Origin of the sequence: Neorhizobium sp. SOG26 (assembly GCF_003491345.1) — a bacterium.
In the GTDB taxonomy this organism is placed as follows: domain Bacteria; phylum Pseudomonadota; class Alphaproteobacteria; order Rhizobiales; family Rhizobiaceae; genus Neorhizobium; species Neorhizobium turbinariae.
Genome location: NZ_CP025512.1, coordinates 168166 through 186439, shown reverse-complemented (window position 1 = coordinate 186439; position 18274 = coordinate 168166). Strand labels below are relative to the sequence as shown.

The 18274-nt window shown below is 61.1% G+C and carries 21 protein-coding genes and 2 tRNA genes; 7 read left to right on the top strand and 16 right to left on the bottom strand.

Going from position 1 to position 18274, the window contains the following annotated elements:
* Positions 1 to 113: 113 nt before the first annotated feature.
* Positions 114 to 587: a helix-turn-helix domain-containing protein gene (locus tag CYG48_RS00910; RefSeq protein WP_118848663.1), complete on the top strand. Its 474-nt coding sequence runs from the start codon at positions 114 to 116 to the stop codon at positions 585 to 587.
* 48 nt (positions 588 to 635) lie between these two features.
* Here CYG48_RS00910 and CYG48_RS22345 read toward each other — a convergent pair whose 3' ends face one another.
* A complete protein-coding gene (locus tag CYG48_RS22345) occupies positions 636 to 779 on the bottom strand; it encodes a hypothetical protein (protein ID WP_199925176.1) in 144 nt (47 codons plus the stop codon).
* A 136-nt stretch (positions 780 to 915) separates the two neighbouring features.
* Between CYG48_RS22345 and CYG48_RS00905 the strand changes: the two genes are divergently transcribed.
* Positions 916 to 1800: an MBL fold metallo-hydrolase gene (locus CYG48_RS00905; protein WP_118848662.1), complete on the top strand. Its 885-nt coding sequence runs from the start codon at positions 916 to 918 to the stop codon at positions 1798 to 1800.
* A gap of 24 nt (positions 1801 to 1824) precedes the next feature.
* Here the strand turns inward: CYG48_RS00905 and CYG48_RS00900 are convergent, their stop codons facing one another.
* The 12 genes from CYG48_RS00900 to CYG48_RS00845 form a co-directional block, all read right to left on the bottom strand.
* A complete protein-coding gene (locus CYG48_RS00900; protein WP_118848661.1) occupies positions 1825 to 2496 on the bottom strand; it encodes a helix-turn-helix domain-containing protein in 672 nt (223 codons plus the stop codon).
* Between the two features lie 317 nt (positions 2497 to 2813).
* Positions 2814 to 2889, bottom strand: a tRNA-Phe gene (locus tag CYG48_RS00895).
* A 232-nt stretch (positions 2890 to 3121) separates the two neighbouring features.
* A complete protein-coding gene (yacG, locus tag CYG48_RS00890; RefSeq protein ID WP_118848660.1) occupies positions 3122 to 3337 on the bottom strand; it encodes a DNA gyrase inhibitor YacG in 216 nt (71 codons plus the stop codon).
* Between the two features lie 65 nt (positions 3338 to 3402).
* Complete coding sequence (locus tag CYG48_RS00885) at positions 3403 to 4023, bottom strand: Maf-like protein (RefSeq protein ID WP_118848659.1); 621 nt, start codon at positions 4021 to 4023, stop codon at positions 3403 to 3405.
* A gap of 26 nt (positions 4024 to 4049) precedes the next feature.
* Positions 4050 to 4268: a translation initiation factor IF-1 gene (gene infA / locus CYG48_RS00880; RefSeq protein WP_069060068.1), complete on the bottom strand. Its 219-nt coding sequence runs from the start codon at positions 4266 to 4268 to the stop codon at positions 4050 to 4052.
* A 128-nt stretch (positions 4269 to 4396) separates the two neighbouring features.
* Positions 4397 to 4819, bottom strand: coding sequence for an arsenate-mycothiol transferase ArsC (locus CYG48_RS00875; RefSeq protein WP_118851410.1), 423 nt, complete (start codon positions 4817 to 4819; stop codon positions 4397 to 4399).
* Positions 4820 to 4884: 65 nt separating this feature from the next.
* On the bottom strand, positions 4885 to 5358 hold the full coding sequence (locus CYG48_RS00870) for a UPF0262 family protein (protein WP_118848658.1): 474 nt from the start codon (positions 5356 to 5358) through the stop codon (positions 4885 to 4887).
* A gap of 5 nt (positions 5359 to 5363) precedes the next feature.
* Positions 5364 to 6677 carry a histidinol dehydrogenase gene (hisD, locus tag CYG48_RS00865; RefSeq protein WP_118848657.1) on the bottom strand — a complete coding sequence of 438 codons (1314 nt, stop codon included), beginning with the start codon at positions 6675 to 6677 and terminating at the stop codon, positions 5364 to 5366.
* Between the two features lie 53 nt (positions 6678 to 6730).
* Complete coding sequence (locus CYG48_RS00860) at positions 6731 to 7162, bottom strand: DUF2948 family protein (RefSeq protein WP_118848656.1); 432 nt, start codon at positions 7160 to 7162, stop codon at positions 6731 to 6733.
* Between the two features lie 469 nt (positions 7163 to 7631).
* Entirely contained in the window at positions 7632 to 8474 is an 843-nt protein-coding gene (locus CYG48_RS00855) for an oxidoreductase (protein ID WP_118848655.1), read from the bottom strand.
* Positions 8475 to 8606: 132 nt separating this feature from the next.
* Complete coding sequence (murA, locus tag CYG48_RS00850) at positions 8607 to 9899, bottom strand: UDP-N-acetylglucosamine 1-carboxyvinyltransferase (RefSeq protein WP_118848654.1); 1293 nt, start codon at positions 9897 to 9899, stop codon at positions 8607 to 8609.
* Positions 9900 to 9994: 95 nt separating this feature from the next.
* On the bottom strand, positions 9995 to 10225 hold the full coding sequence (locus CYG48_RS00845) for a hypothetical protein (RefSeq protein WP_118848653.1): 231 nt from the start codon (positions 10223 to 10225) through the stop codon (positions 9995 to 9997).
* A 149-nt stretch (positions 10226 to 10374) separates the two neighbouring features.
* On the opposite strand from CYG48_RS00845, the gene CYG48_RS00840 reads away from it, so the two are divergent.
* The 4 genes from CYG48_RS00840 (at position 10375) to CYG48_RS00830 (ending at position 15685) form a co-directional block, all read left to right on the top strand.
* Positions 10375 to 10449, top strand: a tRNA-Thr gene (locus CYG48_RS00840).
* Between the two features lie 319 nt (positions 10450 to 10768).
* On the top strand, positions 10769 to 12193 hold the full coding sequence (locus tag CYG48_RS22340; protein ID WP_199925175.1) for a phosphomannomutase: 1425 nt from the start codon (positions 10769 to 10771) through the stop codon (positions 12191 to 12193).
* 54 nt (positions 12194 to 12247) lie between these two features.
* Positions 12248 to 13675: a mannose-1-phosphate guanylyltransferase/mannose-6-phosphate isomerase gene (locus tag CYG48_RS22335; protein ID WP_199925174.1), complete on the top strand. Its 1428-nt coding sequence runs from the start codon at positions 12248 to 12250 to the stop codon at positions 13673 to 13675.
* 231 nt (positions 13676 to 13906) lie between these two features.
* Complete coding sequence (locus tag CYG48_RS00830; protein WP_118851409.1) at positions 13907 to 15685, top strand: ABC transporter ATP-binding protein; 1779 nt, start codon at positions 13907 to 13909, stop codon at positions 15683 to 15685.
* Between the two features lie 42 nt (positions 15686 to 15727).
* Here CYG48_RS00830 and CYG48_RS00825 read toward each other — a convergent pair whose 3' ends face one another.
* The 3 genes from CYG48_RS00825 to CYG48_RS22330 are packed head-to-tail and all read right to left on the bottom strand — an operon-like array spanning position 15728 to position 17658.
* Positions 15728 to 16591, bottom strand: coding sequence for an alpha-1,2-fucosyltransferase (locus tag CYG48_RS00825; RefSeq protein ID WP_118848652.1), 864 nt, complete (start codon positions 16589 to 16591; stop codon positions 15728 to 15730).
* A gap of 29 nt (positions 16592 to 16620) precedes the next feature.
* Complete coding sequence (locus CYG48_RS00820) at positions 16621 to 17382, bottom strand: glycosyltransferase family 25 protein (RefSeq protein ID WP_199925173.1); 762 nt, start codon at positions 17380 to 17382, stop codon at positions 16621 to 16623.
* Between the two features lie 39 nt (positions 17383 to 17421).
* Positions 17422 to 17658 (bottom strand): FkbM family methyltransferase, encoded by a 237-nt coding sequence (locus tag CYG48_RS22330; protein ID WP_199925172.1) that lies wholly within the window; start codon positions 17656 to 17658, stop codon positions 17422 to 17424.
* Between the two features lie 194 nt (positions 17659 to 17852).
* Between CYG48_RS22330 and CYG48_RS22325 the strand changes: the two genes are divergently transcribed.
* On the top strand, positions 17853 to 18026 hold the full coding sequence (locus CYG48_RS22325) for a hypothetical protein (protein ID WP_199925171.1): 174 nt from the start codon (positions 17853 to 17855) through the stop codon (positions 18024 to 18026).
* Positions 18027 to 18274: the final 248 nt, after the last annotated feature.

The following is an 18274-nucleotide window of genomic DNA, read 5'->3' as shown; positions in this document are numbered from 1 at the left end:
TGCGGCTGGATCGTCCACACGCACAGCGAAACCCTTGGCACCTCCTCGTGCATCGGTTCTCCGTGTCTTTGTTTTCACGACTTTGAACGTGTTCCGCGAGGAAACTCGCGAGGATGATGGTTGCTGTTTACGATATGACGCTTCAAGCTCCCGTTTTGACACCCTACCAGGCCCAGCTGCGCCAGGCGCATCGGCTGCGGCAGCAGAAATTCGCCCGTGCCGCCTGCAAGGCGCGCCTTTCCAAGCCACAGATCGAGGTGATGGACCGCCCACCGCTCTGGAAGACGGCGCAGATTGCCTTTGATGCGCATGTGCGCGCCTACCAGCTGCATCTGGCCAACCGGCTGGTGAGGCCGGAGGTGCTGTACCTGAAGCAGCGCTGTGCCGAACTCCACATTCCCTACCGTGAGGTCATCGGCAAGAATGCGCTCAAACCGGTTGTGGAGGCGCGCCGGCTGATCATGTGGGAGATCCGCGAAAAGTTCGGGCTTTCCTATGCCGATGTCGGCAGGGCCTTTGGCCGCGACCAATCAACGGCGATCAGCGCGATCCAGACGGTGGAAGCCCGGCGCGGGCTCAAGCGCTGACAGAAGGAACGTGACAAGGCCGATCGGCCTCCGTCACTCCGTTCTAGCTCATGAGCGTGGTTGTGCCGGGCTCTTCTGGCCTGCCTTGTCGCCGCCATCCGGCTTGTGGTTGCCGTTGCCCTGGCGGGCCAGTTCCTTGTCGATCGTTTCGCGCGAACCTTCCGCCGGGTCCTTGTCCTTCGGATCTGCCATCATCGCCTCCTTGGTGCGTCGTCAGATGCGGTCCCAACCCCGGCGGGCTAGCTTGGTTCCTGCCGAGCTCAGCCAAAGTCTCAGGAACTTTGCCGTGACGAGCAGGTTTGCCGCACATGCGACAAAGGAGAATTTCATGACGGTTCAGCTTTCGCTCGACGACAGCGATCTTGCTCCGGTGACAGAGGCCGGCTCCGGCACGATGGTGTTCGCACCCGACCTTGCCTACAAGCGCCTGTCGATCGTCAACGTGATCTTTTACGGCGATCCGGCCCGCGGCAGCGACTGGGTGCTGATCGATGCGGGCCTGCCGACCTCAAAGAGCGCAATCATCGAAGCCGCCGAAAGCCGCTTCGGGCGCGCCTCGCGGCCATCGGCCATCATCATGACGCATGGCCACTTCGACCACGCAGGGTCGCTCGAGGCACTGGCGCAGCACTGGGACGTGCCGGTCTACGCGCATCCGGTGGAGTTTCCGTACCTCAACGGCCAGGCGTCATACCCGCCGGCCGACCCGATGGTCGGCGGCGGCGCCATGGCGCTGCTTTCCCCGCTTTTCCCGCGTTCGCCCTTCGATGTCGGCAACAGGCTGAAGGCGCTGCCTGCCGACCAGGGCGTGCCCGAAATGCCGGGTTGGAAATGGCTTCATACGCCGGGGCACGCGCCCGGGCACATCTCGCTCTGGCGCGAAAGCGACCGCACACTGATTGCCGGCGATGCCATCGTCACCACCGGCCAGGAATCGGTGTATGAAGTGCTCACCCAGAAACCGGAAATGCATGGGCCGCCGCGGTACCTGACGCCGGATTGGGACGAGGCGGAACGATCGGTGGCGCTGCTGGCTTCACTCGAGCCGGAGGTGATCATCACCGGCCACGGCCGCCCGGTAAAGGGCGAGACCATGCGCGCACGGCTGAAGGAGCTGTCGGAAAATTTCCTGTCGATCGCCGTACCCGAAGGTCGGCGTTATGCCATCGATCCCGCCAAACCCGGCAAGAGCAACAACGACGCCTACCGGTAAGGATCACCGCCTGCCCAAAGCGGTTCAGGCGGTCTCCCTGTCCTTGCGACCAACCTGGTTGGCGACGAGCTTTGCCACCAGATGCACGAGGTTGCGGGCTTCGAACCGCGTCTTGAGCCGGTCTATGCGGTGCTCGATCGTGCGTGGCGAAAGCTGCAGCAGGTCACCGATCTCCTTGGTGGTCTGCCCTTCGATGAGAAGCTGGATGATGTTGTCGTCGGTGATGTCTGTCTTGGCGTCCTGGATCGGCGACACAAAAAAGCGCCCCTCGACCAGACTGATGCACCAGGCGGGTTTGTCGTCAGACTTTTGTGGCAGGACGAGGCGTTCGTAGCCGATGCTGACGCCCATGACCTTGGTCCGGACGAGCTCAAGGGTCGGCCGCCCTACCTCCAGCACCCTCGAATAGGCCGGGATGATGGAGGTTTCGATGAAGCTGCGGTCGTGATCGCGCAGTGGCGCATCCGGAAACTGTTCCTTCAGCCGGTTGAGCAGGTGGCTCTTGAAGCCAAAGTCCCTCACCCGGCGAAACCGCCAGTCATACGGACTGTCGGCGGCGGTGGTGACCACCGACAGCGCCATCTTGATGCTCAGTCGCCCGAGGATCCCGTTATACAGGCTCTCCGGCGTGGTGGCTCTATCCGACTGAAGCCAGAGGTCGATCAGGTCGCGGGTAATGGAATTATATGAACTCATTGACTAAGCAGCGCATGACGGGTGCTGCCAGTCGTAGGGTGACATAGTTTCCGAAAAGTTGCTGAGCGGTGCCTAATATTTATCTACGATTGAGTTAGAGGATGTGCGAGATGGGGGCTTGAGCTAGGCTAATATTCCAGTACCGGTGGCAACCTCAAAGCCTTCAAACAGATCATTTCTCGGTTCGCTCGTCACGTGGACGTGCCGAGGCTCTACGGAAGGAACGAGAAAGCAAGCGAAATCGCGCGGAAAGGTTGCAACACCGAGGCATCGACGGACAGATCGAATTCGCCACTTGCTGCATCTCTTTGAAAAAATGGTGCCCGGAGGCGGATTTGAACCACCGACACGCGGATTTTCAATCCGCTGCTCTACCAACTGAGCTATCCGGGCATCTGGGCCTTGCGGCCTCCGGTTAAAACCGGCGGGGGTGTCTCCCCCGGAAGCGAGCGGGGTTATAACATCTTGTTCGGCCATGTCCAGCGGTTGCGTGGACTTTTTTGCAGGGAAAAGACGATTCCAAAATTATCGAGTAAAAACAGAGGCCCAAGACGGCCTTGAGGCTGTGGAAGACGGTCAAACGCCCGAATGAGGCTGGCTGGCGGCGCGGCCAGCTCCGGTAACTCTATTCGCGGTCGTCCGTGCCGTCAGCCTTGGCTTCGTCATCGGCCACGGGAATGGCATACGAGCCTTTCAGCCAGCGCGACAGGTCCAGCGTGCGGCAACGGTCGGAGCAGAAGGGATAGTGTTCACGCGCGGATGGCTTGCCGCATTCCGGGCATGGTCGGGTCTTGCGAAGCGGCTCGACCTTGCCGCCGGCCTTGATGGGTTCAGATGTCATGTGCCCAAGCACTCCTTGATGAGAGGAAAGTGGCCGGTTCTTCAGTTTTGCTTATGTAAGGGCGCTCAGCCCTGCGGCCAAGCCGCGGCGACGTCGAAGCCTTCGCCCGCCAGCAACGAGGTGACCTCGTAAAGCGGCAGCCCGACGACGTTGGAATAGGATCCGACGAGTTTCTGCACGAAGGCCCCGGCAATGCCCTGGATGGCATAGGCGCCAGCCTTGCCACGCCATTCGCCGGACGCAATGTAGTTGTCGATCTCGCGCACCGAAAGCCGCTTGAAGCGCACCTTGGTCTCGACGATCTTCTGGCGGAACTGGCCGCCCGGGGTAACGAGGCAGACGCCGGTATATACCCAGTGGCCGCGGCCGGAGAGCAGGTTCAGCGCAGCAGACGCCTCTTCGGTATATTCCGTCTTCTCCAGGATGCGGCGGCCGACGGCAACCACGGTATCGGCCGACAGGATATAGCTGTGGCGCCAGGCTGGATCGCCCTTCACCAGGGCATAGGCTGCTTCCGCCTTTTCCGTCGAAAGCCGGCGTGCCAGCGAACGCGGGTGTTCGGAACGCTTCGGCGTTTCGTCAATGTCCATCGGCATCAAGCGCGCCGGCGTAATGCCTGCCTGATTGAGAAGATCGAGGCGGCGCGGCGAACCGGAGGCCAATATCAGCTTTTGTTCAAGCGCCATGGAAAGGTGCTGCCGCCTGTGCGAGATTACTTGAAGCGGTAGGTGATGCGGCCCTTGGTCAGGTCGTAGGGCGTCATTTCGACCAGGACCTTGTCGCCAGCGAGAACGCGGATGCGGTTCTTGCGCATGCGGCCAGCCGTATGAGCGATGATCTCGTGCTCGTTTTCCAGCTTTACGCGAAAGGTTGCGTTCGGCAGGAGTTCGGTGACAGTGCCTGGAAATTCAAGGACTTCTTCTTTAGCCATCTAGTGGTTTTCTTTCTGTGGGTTGGGACGGGCAGCAGCTTGGTCCAGCCGGCCCGGAAAATGTGCGCGGAAACTACACAAAGATGCCTCCTTTGTGAACCGTGCAATTAAAACGATTCTCATGTCTTTCAAGCGCCCTCCGCCGAGTGGCGGCGAATAGGCTTCATGCGCTTGTCGATCAGCTTCCAGAGATGCTCGCGAACCTCACGATAAGCATCGAGCACCTGCTCGCGCGTTCCGGTGGTCGCGGTGGGGTCCATCGTCGGCCAGTAGACCACATCGACCGGGCTCGTTCGGGTCAGCTCGAGCGCTGCGTGATGCGCCTCGGGAGTGAGGGTTACGATCAGGTCGAAGAAGTCGTCTTCCAGGTCATCCAGCGTTCGCGGTTGATGGCGGCCGATCGACAGGCCAACCTCATCCAGCACCGCATCCACGAAAGGATCCCGTTCGCCGGAGCGCACGCCGGCCGACTGGATGTAGATATCGGGCTTCAGCAGCCGTTTTGCAATGGCTTCCGCCATCGGCGAGCGGATCGAGTTCCAGCCGCACATGAAGAGGATCGAATGGGGGATGCCGATCGACGGTTTGGCTGCCGGCTTTTCCTCCTCGCCCATGGTTACCCGCGCCAGTAGAGCACGCAGACGAGCGTGAAGAGCCGGCGGGCCGTATCGAAGTCCACCGTGATCTTGCCGTTCAGCCGGTCCATCAGGGTCTGTGAGCCTTCGTTGTGGATACCGCGCCGGCCCATGTCGATTGCCTCGATGCGGCTCGGCGTCGAGGAGCGGATCGCTTCATAATAGCTTTCGCAGATCATGAAGTAGTCCTTGATGATCCGCCGGAAGGGCGTGAGCGAAAGGATGTGAGTCGCGACATCCTGGCCGTCTTCGGTGGTGATGCCGAGCATCAGCTTGGAGTCGACCAGCGAAAGCTTCAGCCGATAAGGACCGCCGGGATGGCCAGCGGGCTGGAAGGAGTTCTCCTCGACGAGATCGAAGATCGCGACCGCCCGCTCATGCTCCACATCGGGCGTCGAGCGACCGATGGAGTCGTCGAGCACAACGTCGCACAGCCGGTAGTCTCCTCCCGCCATGGCGATCAGTCCCCGTCGCCGGTGGGGCTGAGGTTCAGGCGGATTGCAACCGAGCGGGCATGCGCATCAAGCCCTTCCGAATTGGCAAGGGTGATCGCGGCAGGCGCGAGCTGGCGCAATTGCTCAGGCCCAAGCCGCAGGATCGAGGTGCGCTTGACGAAATCGAGCGTCGAGAGACCGGAGGAGAAGCGTGCCGAGCGCGCCGTCGGCAGCACGTGGTTGGAGCCGCCGACATAATCGCCGATCACTTCCGGCGTATGGCGACCGATGAAGATCGCACCAGCATTGCGGATGCCGGCAAGCAGCGCATCGGGATCGGCGACTGCAAGCTCCAGGTGTTCGGCGGCAATGCGGTTGGCAAGTGGCAGCGAGGCCTGGAGGTCCGGCACGAGGATGATGGCGCCGAAATCCCGCCAGCTGGCGGCTGCCGTTTCAGAGCGCGACAGGGTCTTCAGCTGCCGCTCGACGGCAGCCTCCACCGCGCGACCGAGTTCGGCATCATCCGTGACGAGGATCGACTGGGCGCCGGCATCATGTTCCGCCTGCGCCAGCAGGTCAGCCGCCAGCCAATCCGGATTGTTGTCCTTGTCGGCGATGACCAGCACTTCCGATGGTCCGGCAATCATGTCGATGCCGACGGTGCCGAAAACATGCCGCTTGGCTGCCGCCACGTAAGCATTGCCCGGGCCGACGATCTTGGCGACCGGGGCGATGGTCTCGGTTCCATAGGCAAGAGCTGCTACGGCCTGCGCGCCACCGATGCGGTAGATCTCGGTGATGCCGGCAATGCGCGCCGCAGCCAGCACCGCGGGATTGATTGCGCCGCCGCCTGCGGGCACGACCATGACGAGGCGCGGCACGCCGGCAACCCTGGCCGGCATCGCGTTCATCAGAACGGAGCTTGGATAACTTGCGGTGCCGCCCGGGACATAGAGGCCGACCGCTTCAATGGCGGTCCAGCGGGAACCAAGCCCAACGCCGATCGCGTCTTCGTAGATGTCGTCCTTCGGCATCTGCCGGGCGTGGTGCCGCTCGATGCGTTCGGCAGCAAGCTTCAGCGCGTCGAAGACCTTCGGGTCGGTCGCGGCGACAGCTGCATCGATCTCGGCGTCAGTGACCTGGATGCCGACCTCGGCCAGGTCGATGCCATCGAACCGCTTCGAATAATCGATCAGGGCTGCGTCACCCCGGGCTCGCACATCATCGATGATGGCGCGCACCACGGCGTTCACATCTTCCGAAACCTCACGCTTTGTCGAAAGGAAGGCGCTGAACCTTGCCTCGAAATCCTGCGATGCCTGCTCCAGCCAGATTGCCAAGCGGATATTCCTTCCCAGTCAGACTACGATACCATCCGCCGGGGCATGATCGCCTATGGGTGGCGGGGCTTTGATGCCGTTTCCCACGCCCCGCCGACATCTGCAAGAGCAACTTCAATGCATTCGACATCTAGCGCAATGGTGGCGTTGCCGGAGAGCACCAGTTCCACCGTTCCCTCGGGCCCCTCCCCCTTCTGGCTGAAGGTGATGGCCAGCAGCGACAGGACCTCCTCCTTGCGATTGCGGTTGATGCCGGTGGAGCGGACGGCTTCCACCCGCTTGAAGACGAGCGCGGCGCGGCGACGTTCATAAGACTTGCGGCGCTTGCCGGCTTCTTCCCAGACGAACCGGTTGGCGGCGAGCGACAAGGTACGCTCAGGGGCTGACCAGCGCACATCGCCCATCTTGAAGACGGCATCCTGCATATGGGCGGAAACAATGCCCAGGTCATCGGTATCAAGGGCAAGCAGTTTAAGCTCGGTCATCGCGTTCGTGGTCCATTCATGGTGCGCAGCTGGCGCGGAGGGTCAGGCCCTGAGATAGGATGCCGAAGTGCCCGAGGCAACTGTGACAGGAACCGGCTGTGCCATAGGGCCACTGCCCACGCGGCTCTGCCCCCGCCGGAGGGGAGTATCCGGCGGGGGTGAAGCTGGGACGAGGCAGGCATGGCATTCCGGGTATGTGGTCAAGCATTTTTGCCTGCCCCGACCGTTCCAGGTGAAGGGAGGATTTCCGAGCCCTCCGAACACCCTTCACGACCATCGTCGGAACCGGCTTCTCAGAACCCGAGGAGGAGGCCGGTTCGCGAACCCGGTTCCCATCCGATGACGTGATCAGTATGCCGGAAGCTTCAACCCGGTGGACGTTTTAGTGTCTCCAAAATGCTAAAGCATTGAACCGGCTAGAAAATCATTTCCTCAGCCGGTTTTTTATCCACGCCCTCGGATGTCGTGCTTAGTCGGGAAAATCGGCAGAGCGGCTGGTTTCTTCCCATGCCTTGATCTGCGACAGCCGTTCGCCAAGCTTCTTGGTGACATTGTCATAGGCGATCGCACCCAGCACGAGGTGGCGCGGTGCCTCGGCCGCCTCGGTTGCCGCAATCATCGCCTCGGCTGCCCGTGCCGGATCACCCGGCTGTTTGCCGCTGTAGCCTGCCGTGGTCGCCATGCGTGCACCGGCGGTCTGCGCATAATCCTCGACGCGGTTTGGCGTCTGCTTGAGCGACCGGCCCGCCCAGTCTGTGCGGAAGGGGCCCGGTGCCACGCAGGTGACCTTGATCCCAAGCGGCGCACCTTCCAGTGCCAGCGCATCGGAGAAACCTTCCACCGCATGCTTCGTGGCAGCGTAATATCCGGAGCTTGGCAGGCCCATGAAGCCCGCCATGGAGGTGATGTTGAGGATGTGCCCACGGCGACGGCTGCGCATGCCCGGCAGTACGGCGCGCGTCATGGCAAACAGGCCGAAGACATTGGCATCGAACATGGCGCGGATTTCGGCTTCCTCACCCTCCTCGATGGAAGCCTGGTAGCCGTAACCGGCATTGTTCACCAGCACATCGACCCGCCCGAACTGTTCCTCTGCCGCCTTCACGGCCGCGGCGATCTGGCCGGCATCCGTAACATTGAGATCAAGCGCCAGAGCATGATCGCGCCCTTCTGCGAGGTCGGCAACGCGGCCCTTGTCACGCGCCGTCACGATGGTCGGCCAGCCGCGATCAAGCGTTGCCTTTGCCAGTTCACGTCCAAAGCCGGTCGAACAGCCGGTGATGAACCAGACAGGGGAAGAGAGATCAGCCATGGGGCAGCTCCAGGAGATGTTTGAGATTGTGTCGAAGAGGATGAGACCCTTGACTGGAGATAGGCAAGAAAAAAGGGACGACAAGGCGTGAACCCTATCGTCCCTCATCACATCGCGAGGAGTGTCTGTGGGTCAGTCGCTGACGCGCTCGACCACGGCTCCGCAGCGATTGAGCTTTTCTTCCAGGCGCTCAAAACCGCGGTCCAGGTGGTAGACGCGGTTCACCATGGTTTCGCCTTCGGCCGCGAGACCAGCAATGACCAGCGATACCGAGGCACGCAGGTCGGTCGCCATGACCGGTGCGCCGCGCAGCCGCGGTACGCCTTCAACGCGCGCGGTCTGGCCGGAAAGCGAGATCCGGGCGCCAAGACGCGCCAGTTCCTGCACGTGCATGAAGCGGTTTTCGAAGATGGTTTCGGTGATATTGGAAACGCCCGACGAGCGCGTCATCAGCGCCATGAACTGCGCCTGCAGGTCCGTCGGGAAGCCCGGGAACGGTTCGGTCGTGACATCGACCGGCTGGATGCCGTTGCCATTGCGCACGACGCGCAGGCCGGTTGACGTTTCGGTGATTTCGGCGCCGGCCATGCGCAGCGTCTCGAGCGCGTTGTCGAGGAGCGCAGCTTCCGTACCTTCCAGCACCACATCGCCGCCGGCCATGGCCACCGCCATGGCATAGGTGCCGGTTTCGATGCGGTCCGGCAGGACGCGGTGGCGGGCGCCCGAAAGCGACGTCACGCCTTCGACCGTGATCGTGCTGGTGCCGGCGCCGGAGATCCGGGCGCCCATGGCGGTGAGGCATTTTGCAAGATCAACGATCTCGGGCTCGCGCGCGGCGTTTTCGATCACCGTCGTGCCCTTGGCGAGCGTCGCCGCCATCAGCATGACATGCGTCGCACCAACGGACACCTTCGGGAACACATAACGCGCACCGACGAGCCCGCCCTGCGGCGCGGTGGCGGTCACATAACCACCATCGACCTCAAGGTTGGCGCCGAGCGCCTGCAGGCCATCGAGAAACAGGTCGACCGGGCGCGTACCGATCGCACAGCCACCCGGCAACGACACCCGTGCACGTCCCTCGCGGGCGAGAAGCGGGCCGATGACCCAGAAGCTTGCGCGCATCTTCGAAACGAGCTCGTATGGCGCGGTGGTATCGACGATGGTGCGGCAGGTGAAGTTGATGGTGCGTGAATAACCCTCTTCCTGGCGCTCGCGACGTCCGTTGACGGCAATATCGACCCCATGGTTGCCGAGGATGCGCATCAGTTGCTCGACGTCTGCCAGATGCGGCACGTTTTCCAGCGTCAGCGTGTCGCTCGTCAGAAGGGACGCAATCATCAGCGGCAGGGCGGCGTTTTTTGCGCCGGAAATCGGGATGACGCCGTTCAGCTGGTTGCCGCCGGAAATTCTGATGCGATCCATACGTTCTCACTTTTCTTCTGAAAGCACAAAAAGGCGCCGCTTCTGTTCCCGCCGCCGTTTGCCGCTAATTAGGTGACCTGTCCGCAAAAGACAGATCAGGATGATTCGTCCGTTTTTGCGGCAGGAAGACCTTGCGCCTCATCGGCAGCACCAGCACGCCGGGCGCGTGCCTGCGTTTTTCGCCGCATCAGATTTTCACGAAGCTTGGCTGCGGCCTTCGCCTTGCGTTCCGCCTCGCGCACAGCCGCAGCGTTTCGCGCGCGTTTGCCCCGCGCTGCGGCATTTTCCGCCTGTTCTGACCCTTGAAAATCGTCTTCGTTCGCCATGGCCCTCCTTAGCGAAAAAGCATGCGAAACAAAAGCGGCAGCTGCTTTTGCGGCGAGCCGAGAAAAGAAGTTGGAATTTGCAGCTTGCGCTGCCCGCGAACCTGTGGCAATAGCCCCTCGCCGACGGATCAACGCCCGCCGCGCCTAATGCTGCTATAGCTCAGGGGTAGAGCACTCCCTTGGTAAGGGAGAGGCCGAGAGTTCAAATCTCTCTAGCAGCACCAGTTTTCCTTCATCCCCACACCTTAGATCGCTTCAGACGCGTTGCTGCTGCCTGCAGTCTCTATTATGTCTCCAATTTTCGATTTGGTTGGACCTCTATATCATCTTCAGAACATTGAAGAACGAGTTGATAGGCGGAAGTGGGCTCTAACATTGACCGTAGACCTTTGACAACGTCCTGCCTTCCGATCGGACTTCCTCTTCCATAAAGTTCTCGTCGAAACGGCACTAAGTTACCGGTTGTCTCGGCTATGAGACATCCGTTAACCTCTTTGTTGCTTATGATCTCCCGTAGATTACTGTGCATGAAGGCAGAGGCGCATGAAATTTGGGACGAGCGGGCTACGGGGCCTTGTTGTTGACCTTCAAGGCCGTGCTTCGGCGCTTTATGCACAGGCGTTCGCACGGCACCTCATCGAGACAGGTGCGGCCAAAACGGGCGACCGAATCCTGGTTGGCCGGGACTTCCGTCCGTCGAGCCCTGACATTGCATCTACATGTATTGGGGCGCTGGCACGCGCCGGACTTTCACCTGTGGATTGCGGGCCCGTCCCCACGCCAGCGTTGGCACTGTATGGCCTGAAGCTCGGTGCGGCATCACTGATGGTGACGGGCTCGCACATTCCGGCAGATCGTAACGGCATCAAGTTCTACCGTCCGGACGGTGAGATAGACAAGCAGGATGAAGCGGGCATCACGGCGATTGCCGCAAAGCTGGACAAGGCTGATGTGGACGCCACTCCCGGCGAAGCACCGGATCATGCGGCTGAAGCACGTTCTTTGTTCCTGGACCGCAATCGCAGCCTGTTGTCGCCCGGCGCCCTCGCTGGTTTGAAGGTTGGGGTGTATCAGCATTCGACCGTAGCACGAGACCTGCTGGTTGAGGTGCTCCGAGGCTATGGCGCCGACGCTGTTGCGCTTGGCTGGTCAGATGAATTCATCCCCGTAGATACGGAGGCAGTCTCAGAAGAAATCATTGCTCTGCTTCAGGGCTGGGCCCAGGAGCATCGGCTGGATGCTATTGTGTCGGCCGATGGCGATGGCGATCGGCCGCTGGTGGCGGACGAAACAGGTGCGCCGCTGAGGGGAGACCTGCTTGGCCTGATCACCGCACAGTTTCTTGGAGCACAAGTGGTGGTAACGCCAGTGACGTCAAACTCCGGCATCGAGAAGGCCGGTAGCTTTACCGTCATCCGCACCAAAGTTGGCTCTCCCTTTGTAATCGCCGGCATGAGCGAAGCTCTCGCCGAAGGCAAGACTGGTGTGGCGGGTTTCGAGGCCAATGGTGGTGCGCTGACGGCATCTGAATTCGGCGTCGCAGGCGGCACGCTTGCGCCTTTGCCGACGCGCGACAGCTTTCTGCCGATCCTGGCAACGTTGTCGCTCGCGGCATCGGAGAAGAAGCCGCTGTCTCAGGTCGTGGCCTCCTCCAGTCTTCCGCATGCGGCAACTGACCGGCTGGAGAACTTCCCCGTCGAGACCAGCGCGGCGCTGATGGCGCATCTGCGTGCCTCGGACAACCATCTCGCCGCCTTCCTGGCACCGCTTGGGGTCATCGCCTCCAAGAGCGACATCGACGGGCTCCGGGTAACACTGGCGGATGGACGGATCATCCTTCTGCGTCCCTCCGGTAACGCCCCGGAGATGCGTTGTTATGTGGAAGCGGCAACGGCACAAGATGCCGAGGCGCTGCTCGGACAGGGCCTCACCCTGATCCGAGCCTGGGTCGATCATGAACAGCGCTAGAACTGCAGCACCAATATCCATCGAAGACAAATGGACGGACTGGAGAGAGTGAACGTGAGCAACAAGATCGTCCCCGTGATCATGGCCGGCGGCAAGGGCACCAGGCTTTGGCCCCTCTCCCGCGCCGCGGCGCCCAAGCAGTTCATCCAGTTCGTTGGTGACACGACGCTTTTCCAGTCTACCCTTTCCCGCGTGTCCGACAAAGCGCTTTATGAGGCGCCGATCGTCATCACCAATGAAGACTTCCGCTTCCTGGTGGCAGAACAGGCTCGTGAACTTGGCATCACCCTCTCCGGCATCCTGCTTGAGCCTGTCGCCCGCAACACGGCACCTGCTGTTGCCGCTGCCGCCGTCTTTGTCGCCGAGCGTTTTGGTGATGATGCCGTAATGCAGGTGCTGGCGTCGGACCATGAGATCACCGCTGATCCTGTCTATTTCGCGGCCATTGATTCGGCACGCGACACTGCCCGCTCTGGCAAACTCGTCACCTTTGGCATTACCCCAACCGAGCCAGCCACGGGATATGGTTACATCGAGATCGGCGACACGCTGGGAACCGGTGCGCACGCCGTTAAACGTTTTGTCGAAAAGCCAGCACTTGCCGATGCTCAGACGATGCTCGCATCCGGCGGCTTCGCCTGGAACTCCGGCATCTTCATGTTCCCGGTCAAACAACTTCTGACCGAAATGAAAAACCTGGCGCCGGAGGTGGAGCAGGCAGCTCGCGCAGCTGTTGCCAAGGCAGCTGGCGATCTCGACTTCATCCGGCTGGATGCGGAAGCGTTCAACGCAAGCCCCAATATCTCCATTGACTACGCCGTCATGGAGAAGACCTCTAACGCGGCCGTCGTCCCCGCTTCCTTCGCCTGGTCCGATCTCGGCAGTTGGGATGCCGTTTGGAAGCTCGGAAAGCGCGATGATGCCGGCAATGTTGCAACTGGGAATGCTACCCTCATCAACACCAGAAACTCGCTGGTCATGTCGCGGCATGGACATCTCGCCGTGCAAGGCCTCGAAGGTGTCGCCGTCATCGCCAGTGAAGATGCCGTTTATGTTGGGCGCCTCGACGACAGCCAGAATGTCGGCAAGCTCGTCAAGCACCTTGCCTCGGCCAACGCCACAGCGTCACTGACGGAGACGCACCGGACTTCCTACCGCCCTTGGGGCGGCTATACGTCGGTACTTAATGGCGACCGCTTCCAGGTGAAGCGTCTCTTTGTGACACCCGGCAAGAAGCTGTCGCTCCAGAAGCATCACCACCGATCCGAGCACTGGATCTGCGTCAAGGGCACGGCAGAGGTCACCATCGGCGACAAGGTGCAGACCGTGCGCGAGAACGAAAGCGTCTACATTCCGCAAGGTGAAGTCCACCGGCTTGCTAACCCTGGAAAGATCATGCTCGAGATGATCGAGGTCCAGACCGGCTCATACCTTGGCGAAGACGACATCATCCGAATCGTCGATGAGTTCGGGAGGGGTTGAGAGCCAGTCCTGTAGCTCGGGCGTGCAGCCGCGTCATCGTTGGTGTCTGATCGCCATCAACCCGACCGAAGGGCTACGTCGATTCTCGAGCGGGACCAACTACCCGGCACCCACAACCCAACGGCAACACCCTCCCCCTATTCACGTACCGCCGCTGGAAAAACCGGGCTGGGGCGTTTATACGGCCTGTACTTGCACGAAGTTGGTCTGCTCCTCTCACTGGACACCCTGTTGAATTCGAAGAAAACCAAGAAGCAGCACGTTGATACCGGGACGATCACCAGCGTCCTCAAGCGGGTGATCGCCGAAAACGGCCGCGACCACATCCGTGGTTACGCCTTTGCGATCTTCTGCCTGGTCGCGACTGCCATGTCGACGGCGTTCACTGCCTGGATCATGGAGTCGGTCGTCAACGAGGCGTTCGCCAACAAGCGCGCCGACATGGTGCTGATGATCTGCTTTGCAATCTTCGCGGCGTTTACGATCCGCGGGCTTGCCACTTATGGTCAGGCGGTCACGCTGTCGAAGATCGGCAACAACATCGTTTCGCGTTACCAGCAACGCGTGTTCCGACACCTGATGACGCTGTCGGTGGGCTTCTTTGCCGAGGCCCGGTCCGCCCATCTTGCCGCACAGCTTGGACAGAATATCGGCGGCGTGCGCGATGTCCTCAACCTCATCGTCACGTCCACGGCGCGCGACCTTCTGACCCTGATCTCGCTGATCGCCGTGATGGTGGCGAAGGATTGGGTTCTTTCGTTAATCGTCTTTGCGGTCGCGCCGCCGCTGATTTTCGCGCTGCGTTATGTGTCGCAGCGGGTGCGCAGCGTCACCCGCGAAGCGGTCGAGGTCAGCAGCAAGGTCTTCGGCGCCATGCAGGAAACCATCCAGGGCATTACCGTCGTCAAGGCCTTCACGATGGAACAGCAGCTCGAGGACAAGGTTCGGCGTATCATCGAGTCGTCCGAACGCCAGAGCAACCGCATCGCGCGCCTGTCGGAGCGGACTGCGCCGCTCACCGAAACCTTCGCCGGCGCGGCGATCGCCAGCGTTATCGGTTATGCCGCGTTCCGTTCCATCTATGACGACGTGCCGCCGGGCGCCTTCTTCGCCTTCATCACCGCGCTGCTGATGGCCTACGACCCTGCACGGCGGCTTGCCCGCATGCAGGTGCAGATCGACCGTGCCGTCGTCAACGCACGCATGCTCTACGATCTCCTCGACATGCAGCCGCTGCAGCGCGAAAAGCCGAATGCGCCGGATCTCGTGGTGACCAATGCGACGATCGAGCTGAAGGGCGTTGTCTTCGGTTATGGCGAAGGTACGCCGATCCTGCGCGGCATCGATCTTGTTGCCCAAGGCGGGCAGACAACGGCGCTCGTCGGTCCGTCGGGTGCCGGCAAATCGACAATCATCTCGTTGATCCCGCGCTTTTATGACCCGGCCGAAGGCCAGATCCTGATCGATGGCCAGGACATCGCCACGGTCACCAAGGCCTCGCTGCGCCACGCGCTCGCTTATGTCACGCAGCAGCCGTATCTTTTCGAAGGCACGATCCGCGACAACATCCGCTACGGGCGCCCTGAGGCGACCGATGCCGAGGTCGAGGAAGCGGCGCGGCTTGCGCATGCGCATGATTTCATCATGGCACAGCCTTTGGGCTACGAAACCCCCGTCGGCGAAAACGGCATGACGCTTTCCGGCGGCCAGCGGCAGCGCTTGTCGATTGCCCGCGCGCTGGTGCGCAACGCCCCGATCCTGCTGCTTGATGAAGCCACCTCGGCGCTCGACAATGAATCGGAAGCCGCGGTGCAGCGTGCGCTCGATACGGCGATGCAGGGGCGCACCGTCGTTGTCATCGCGCACCGCCTCTCGACGGTGGTGAATGCTGACAAGATCATTGTCATGCACGAAGGCCGTGCGGTCGAGGAAGGCACGCATGAGGAGCTCGCCCAGCGCAAGGACGGCCTTTACGCCCGCCTGAACAACCTCCAGTCGCCGACAAGCTGACGTGGATTTGTCGGCAGGCCGTTCGAGCAGAACCGTGAGCGGCTAGAGGCGCTCCCAGGAAGCCGGGATGATGTCGCGATCATCCTTATCCTGCGCCCTGAACCACTGCCGCGGCGCGATCACGTGTTTGTCCTTGCGCGGGTTGAGCCATGCGCCCCACCAGCTGAAGGAACTGTTGGCGATGATATGGTCGTGGCAGGCAGCCATCAGATGCATGTCCTCGCCGTCGCGGCCGTCGCCTTGCGGTTCAACAAAGTGCATCGGGCTCGCGGAATGCAGGTTTTCTCGCGCCCACTGCTGATCGTCGGAAAAGATGAAGAAGGTCACGTTCGCGTGGCGCTGCTGCATGCGGCGCATGGCCTCGTCGTACCATTCCGGTGGGCAGGTGCCGTGCACAGCATTGGCCGCGGGATTCGTGACATAATCGCCCCGACGCACGTGAACAGACACCGGCGATGCTTCCGAGACGATCTGCGTTCGCGTTCCCTCGCGCATCTCGCTCATCGCACCCTTTAGGTTGAAGTCGGAGCGGATCTCTGCCGCCACTGCGCTGAAATATTTTTCGCTCTGCCAGTAGCCGGACAGGTAAATCTCGCCGCGACGCTGCAGCACCGTCGGGTCAAACGTCATTCTTGTTTCAACCACGTGCTCGTAGTGCGGTCGCCGGCTCCAGATTCCCGAAACACGATCGATAAGCGTTTTCGGCCGCCGCGCGGGCAGTTCGGCGGGCTTGGCCGGCTGCGCCTGGATCTTGAACTGGTCGAGAGCAAAACTGCGGAGCTTGTATTTCTCCATCTCCGATAGGTCGAGCTTCAGCGGAGCTTGGTTGGCGATGGCGAGCGCCCGGCCTGCCGCGTACTGAAACATCTGGTTGCCCAGGCCGCCGATGATGCGTGTTACAATCAAGGATCCATCCCCATGCTTCGATTGCCGGCTCAGCCTTCGACCCAACGTCCGATGTAGGGCAGGTTGAAGATGAAGCGCCCAATGTCGTCGCGGGCGCGGTAAAGCGCCCTCAGCTTACGGAACCGCCGCGACTTCCGGTCGCGCTTCTTGCCCTGCCAGATCTCGGATTGCTCTTCCGTTTCCGCCACATGCGTCACCGGCATCGGTCGCAGCCCAAAGCTCCCGACCCCATGGGTCCAGAACCGGTCCAGATGCACATCAACCGGCTCGAACCATACATCTGCCTTGGCGATGAGCTTCGCCGCCGCCCAAGGCGCCACGGCATAACAGGAGGTGCCGTGCGGACCGATCTTGAAGCGGATGATGTCCATCCCCTCTTGCGTTGTCTCGCAGACATGGAAGCTGCGCTTCTTGTGGCCAGAGAGCCGTAGCAGCCCGTAACGCTCGATTTTTTCCGCCACCAGTTGATAAGCCTGCGGAAATGTGTTGCTGACCGAAACATCATCTTCAAAGATGAGCAGCGGTCGCTTCTCGCGAACGCATCTTTCCCACAGCAGATAGTGGCTCGCAAAGCAGCCCAGTTCGCCGGCATTCAGGATGAATCCGCGCCTGGTTTCTGCGAGCGTTGGATCAAACCGATCGAACAGCGGGTGACCGTCACGCCCCTCTACCGCGTCGAAGAAAGTATAAGGCAGGCTGAACGGCTGAAGGGTCTCGATCATCTTGACGCGACGCTCGGTGGAGCGAGCGAGGTTGACCACGACGATCTCGAGGGAGCGTTGTTCAGCCATGGTTGGGTCAGGGGTCATAGAGTTCATCGTATTGGCGTGTCAGGTGCGTATATACCAGTCGTCGAAGCGCGATACCTTTTCCCATACCCGGACATAACCATTTGCCACCAGAAGATCGTGGATCTTTTCACGCTGTGGCGTGTAATTGTGCTCGCAGGTGATGATGCCGAACTCGTATTCGCCGAAATCGAAGGCCTGCAGGATGTCAAACTCGCTACCTTCAGTATCGATCGACAGGTAATCGATCTGCCGCGGCGCACCGTACTTGCGCAGCATGTCGTTGAGGGAAATCGTGTGACCGGATATTCGATGCTCAGTTGCCTTGCCTGCGAATGAGCATCTCCGCCAGAAAAGGCAGCGATCGTCGAGAGTTCCCGTTCGTCGGCCTGCCGAAACTGCAGCGTCTCGCCCGTAGCGCGCCACACGCAGTCGGTTTCGACGTGGCATCCGCGATTTTTCCGTAGCTCAGCATGCCACTGCCTGGACGGCTCGGCCAGGGTGCCGCTCCAGCCGAACTCTTTCTCCAGCAGGAAGGTGTTGCTGAGGTCGACGCCGTTCGTGGCACCAAATTCGACGAAATAACCACCGGTCTTGAGCTGGCTCTGCAGCAGCACGAAATCGTCCTGCAGGATCTGAGACCGTGACTTCGGGATCAGCCGAAGTGCCTCTCCGACCTCCTCGTGCGACAATTCCCGCAGGAACGATGCCACCTGCTTCGGGTAACGCGTGCCGAAGACTTTCTGGTGAAGATCGTCATCGATCAGCTTCAGACGGCGGCGAGCCAAGTATTGCGTCAGGATAGCGTCTAGCGTCAACTTCATGTTGTTCTCCGCATCGCGTGTGCTGTCCGAGTCATGAGCTGCAGCAGGAGGGTCAATTTAGCGGCTGACCG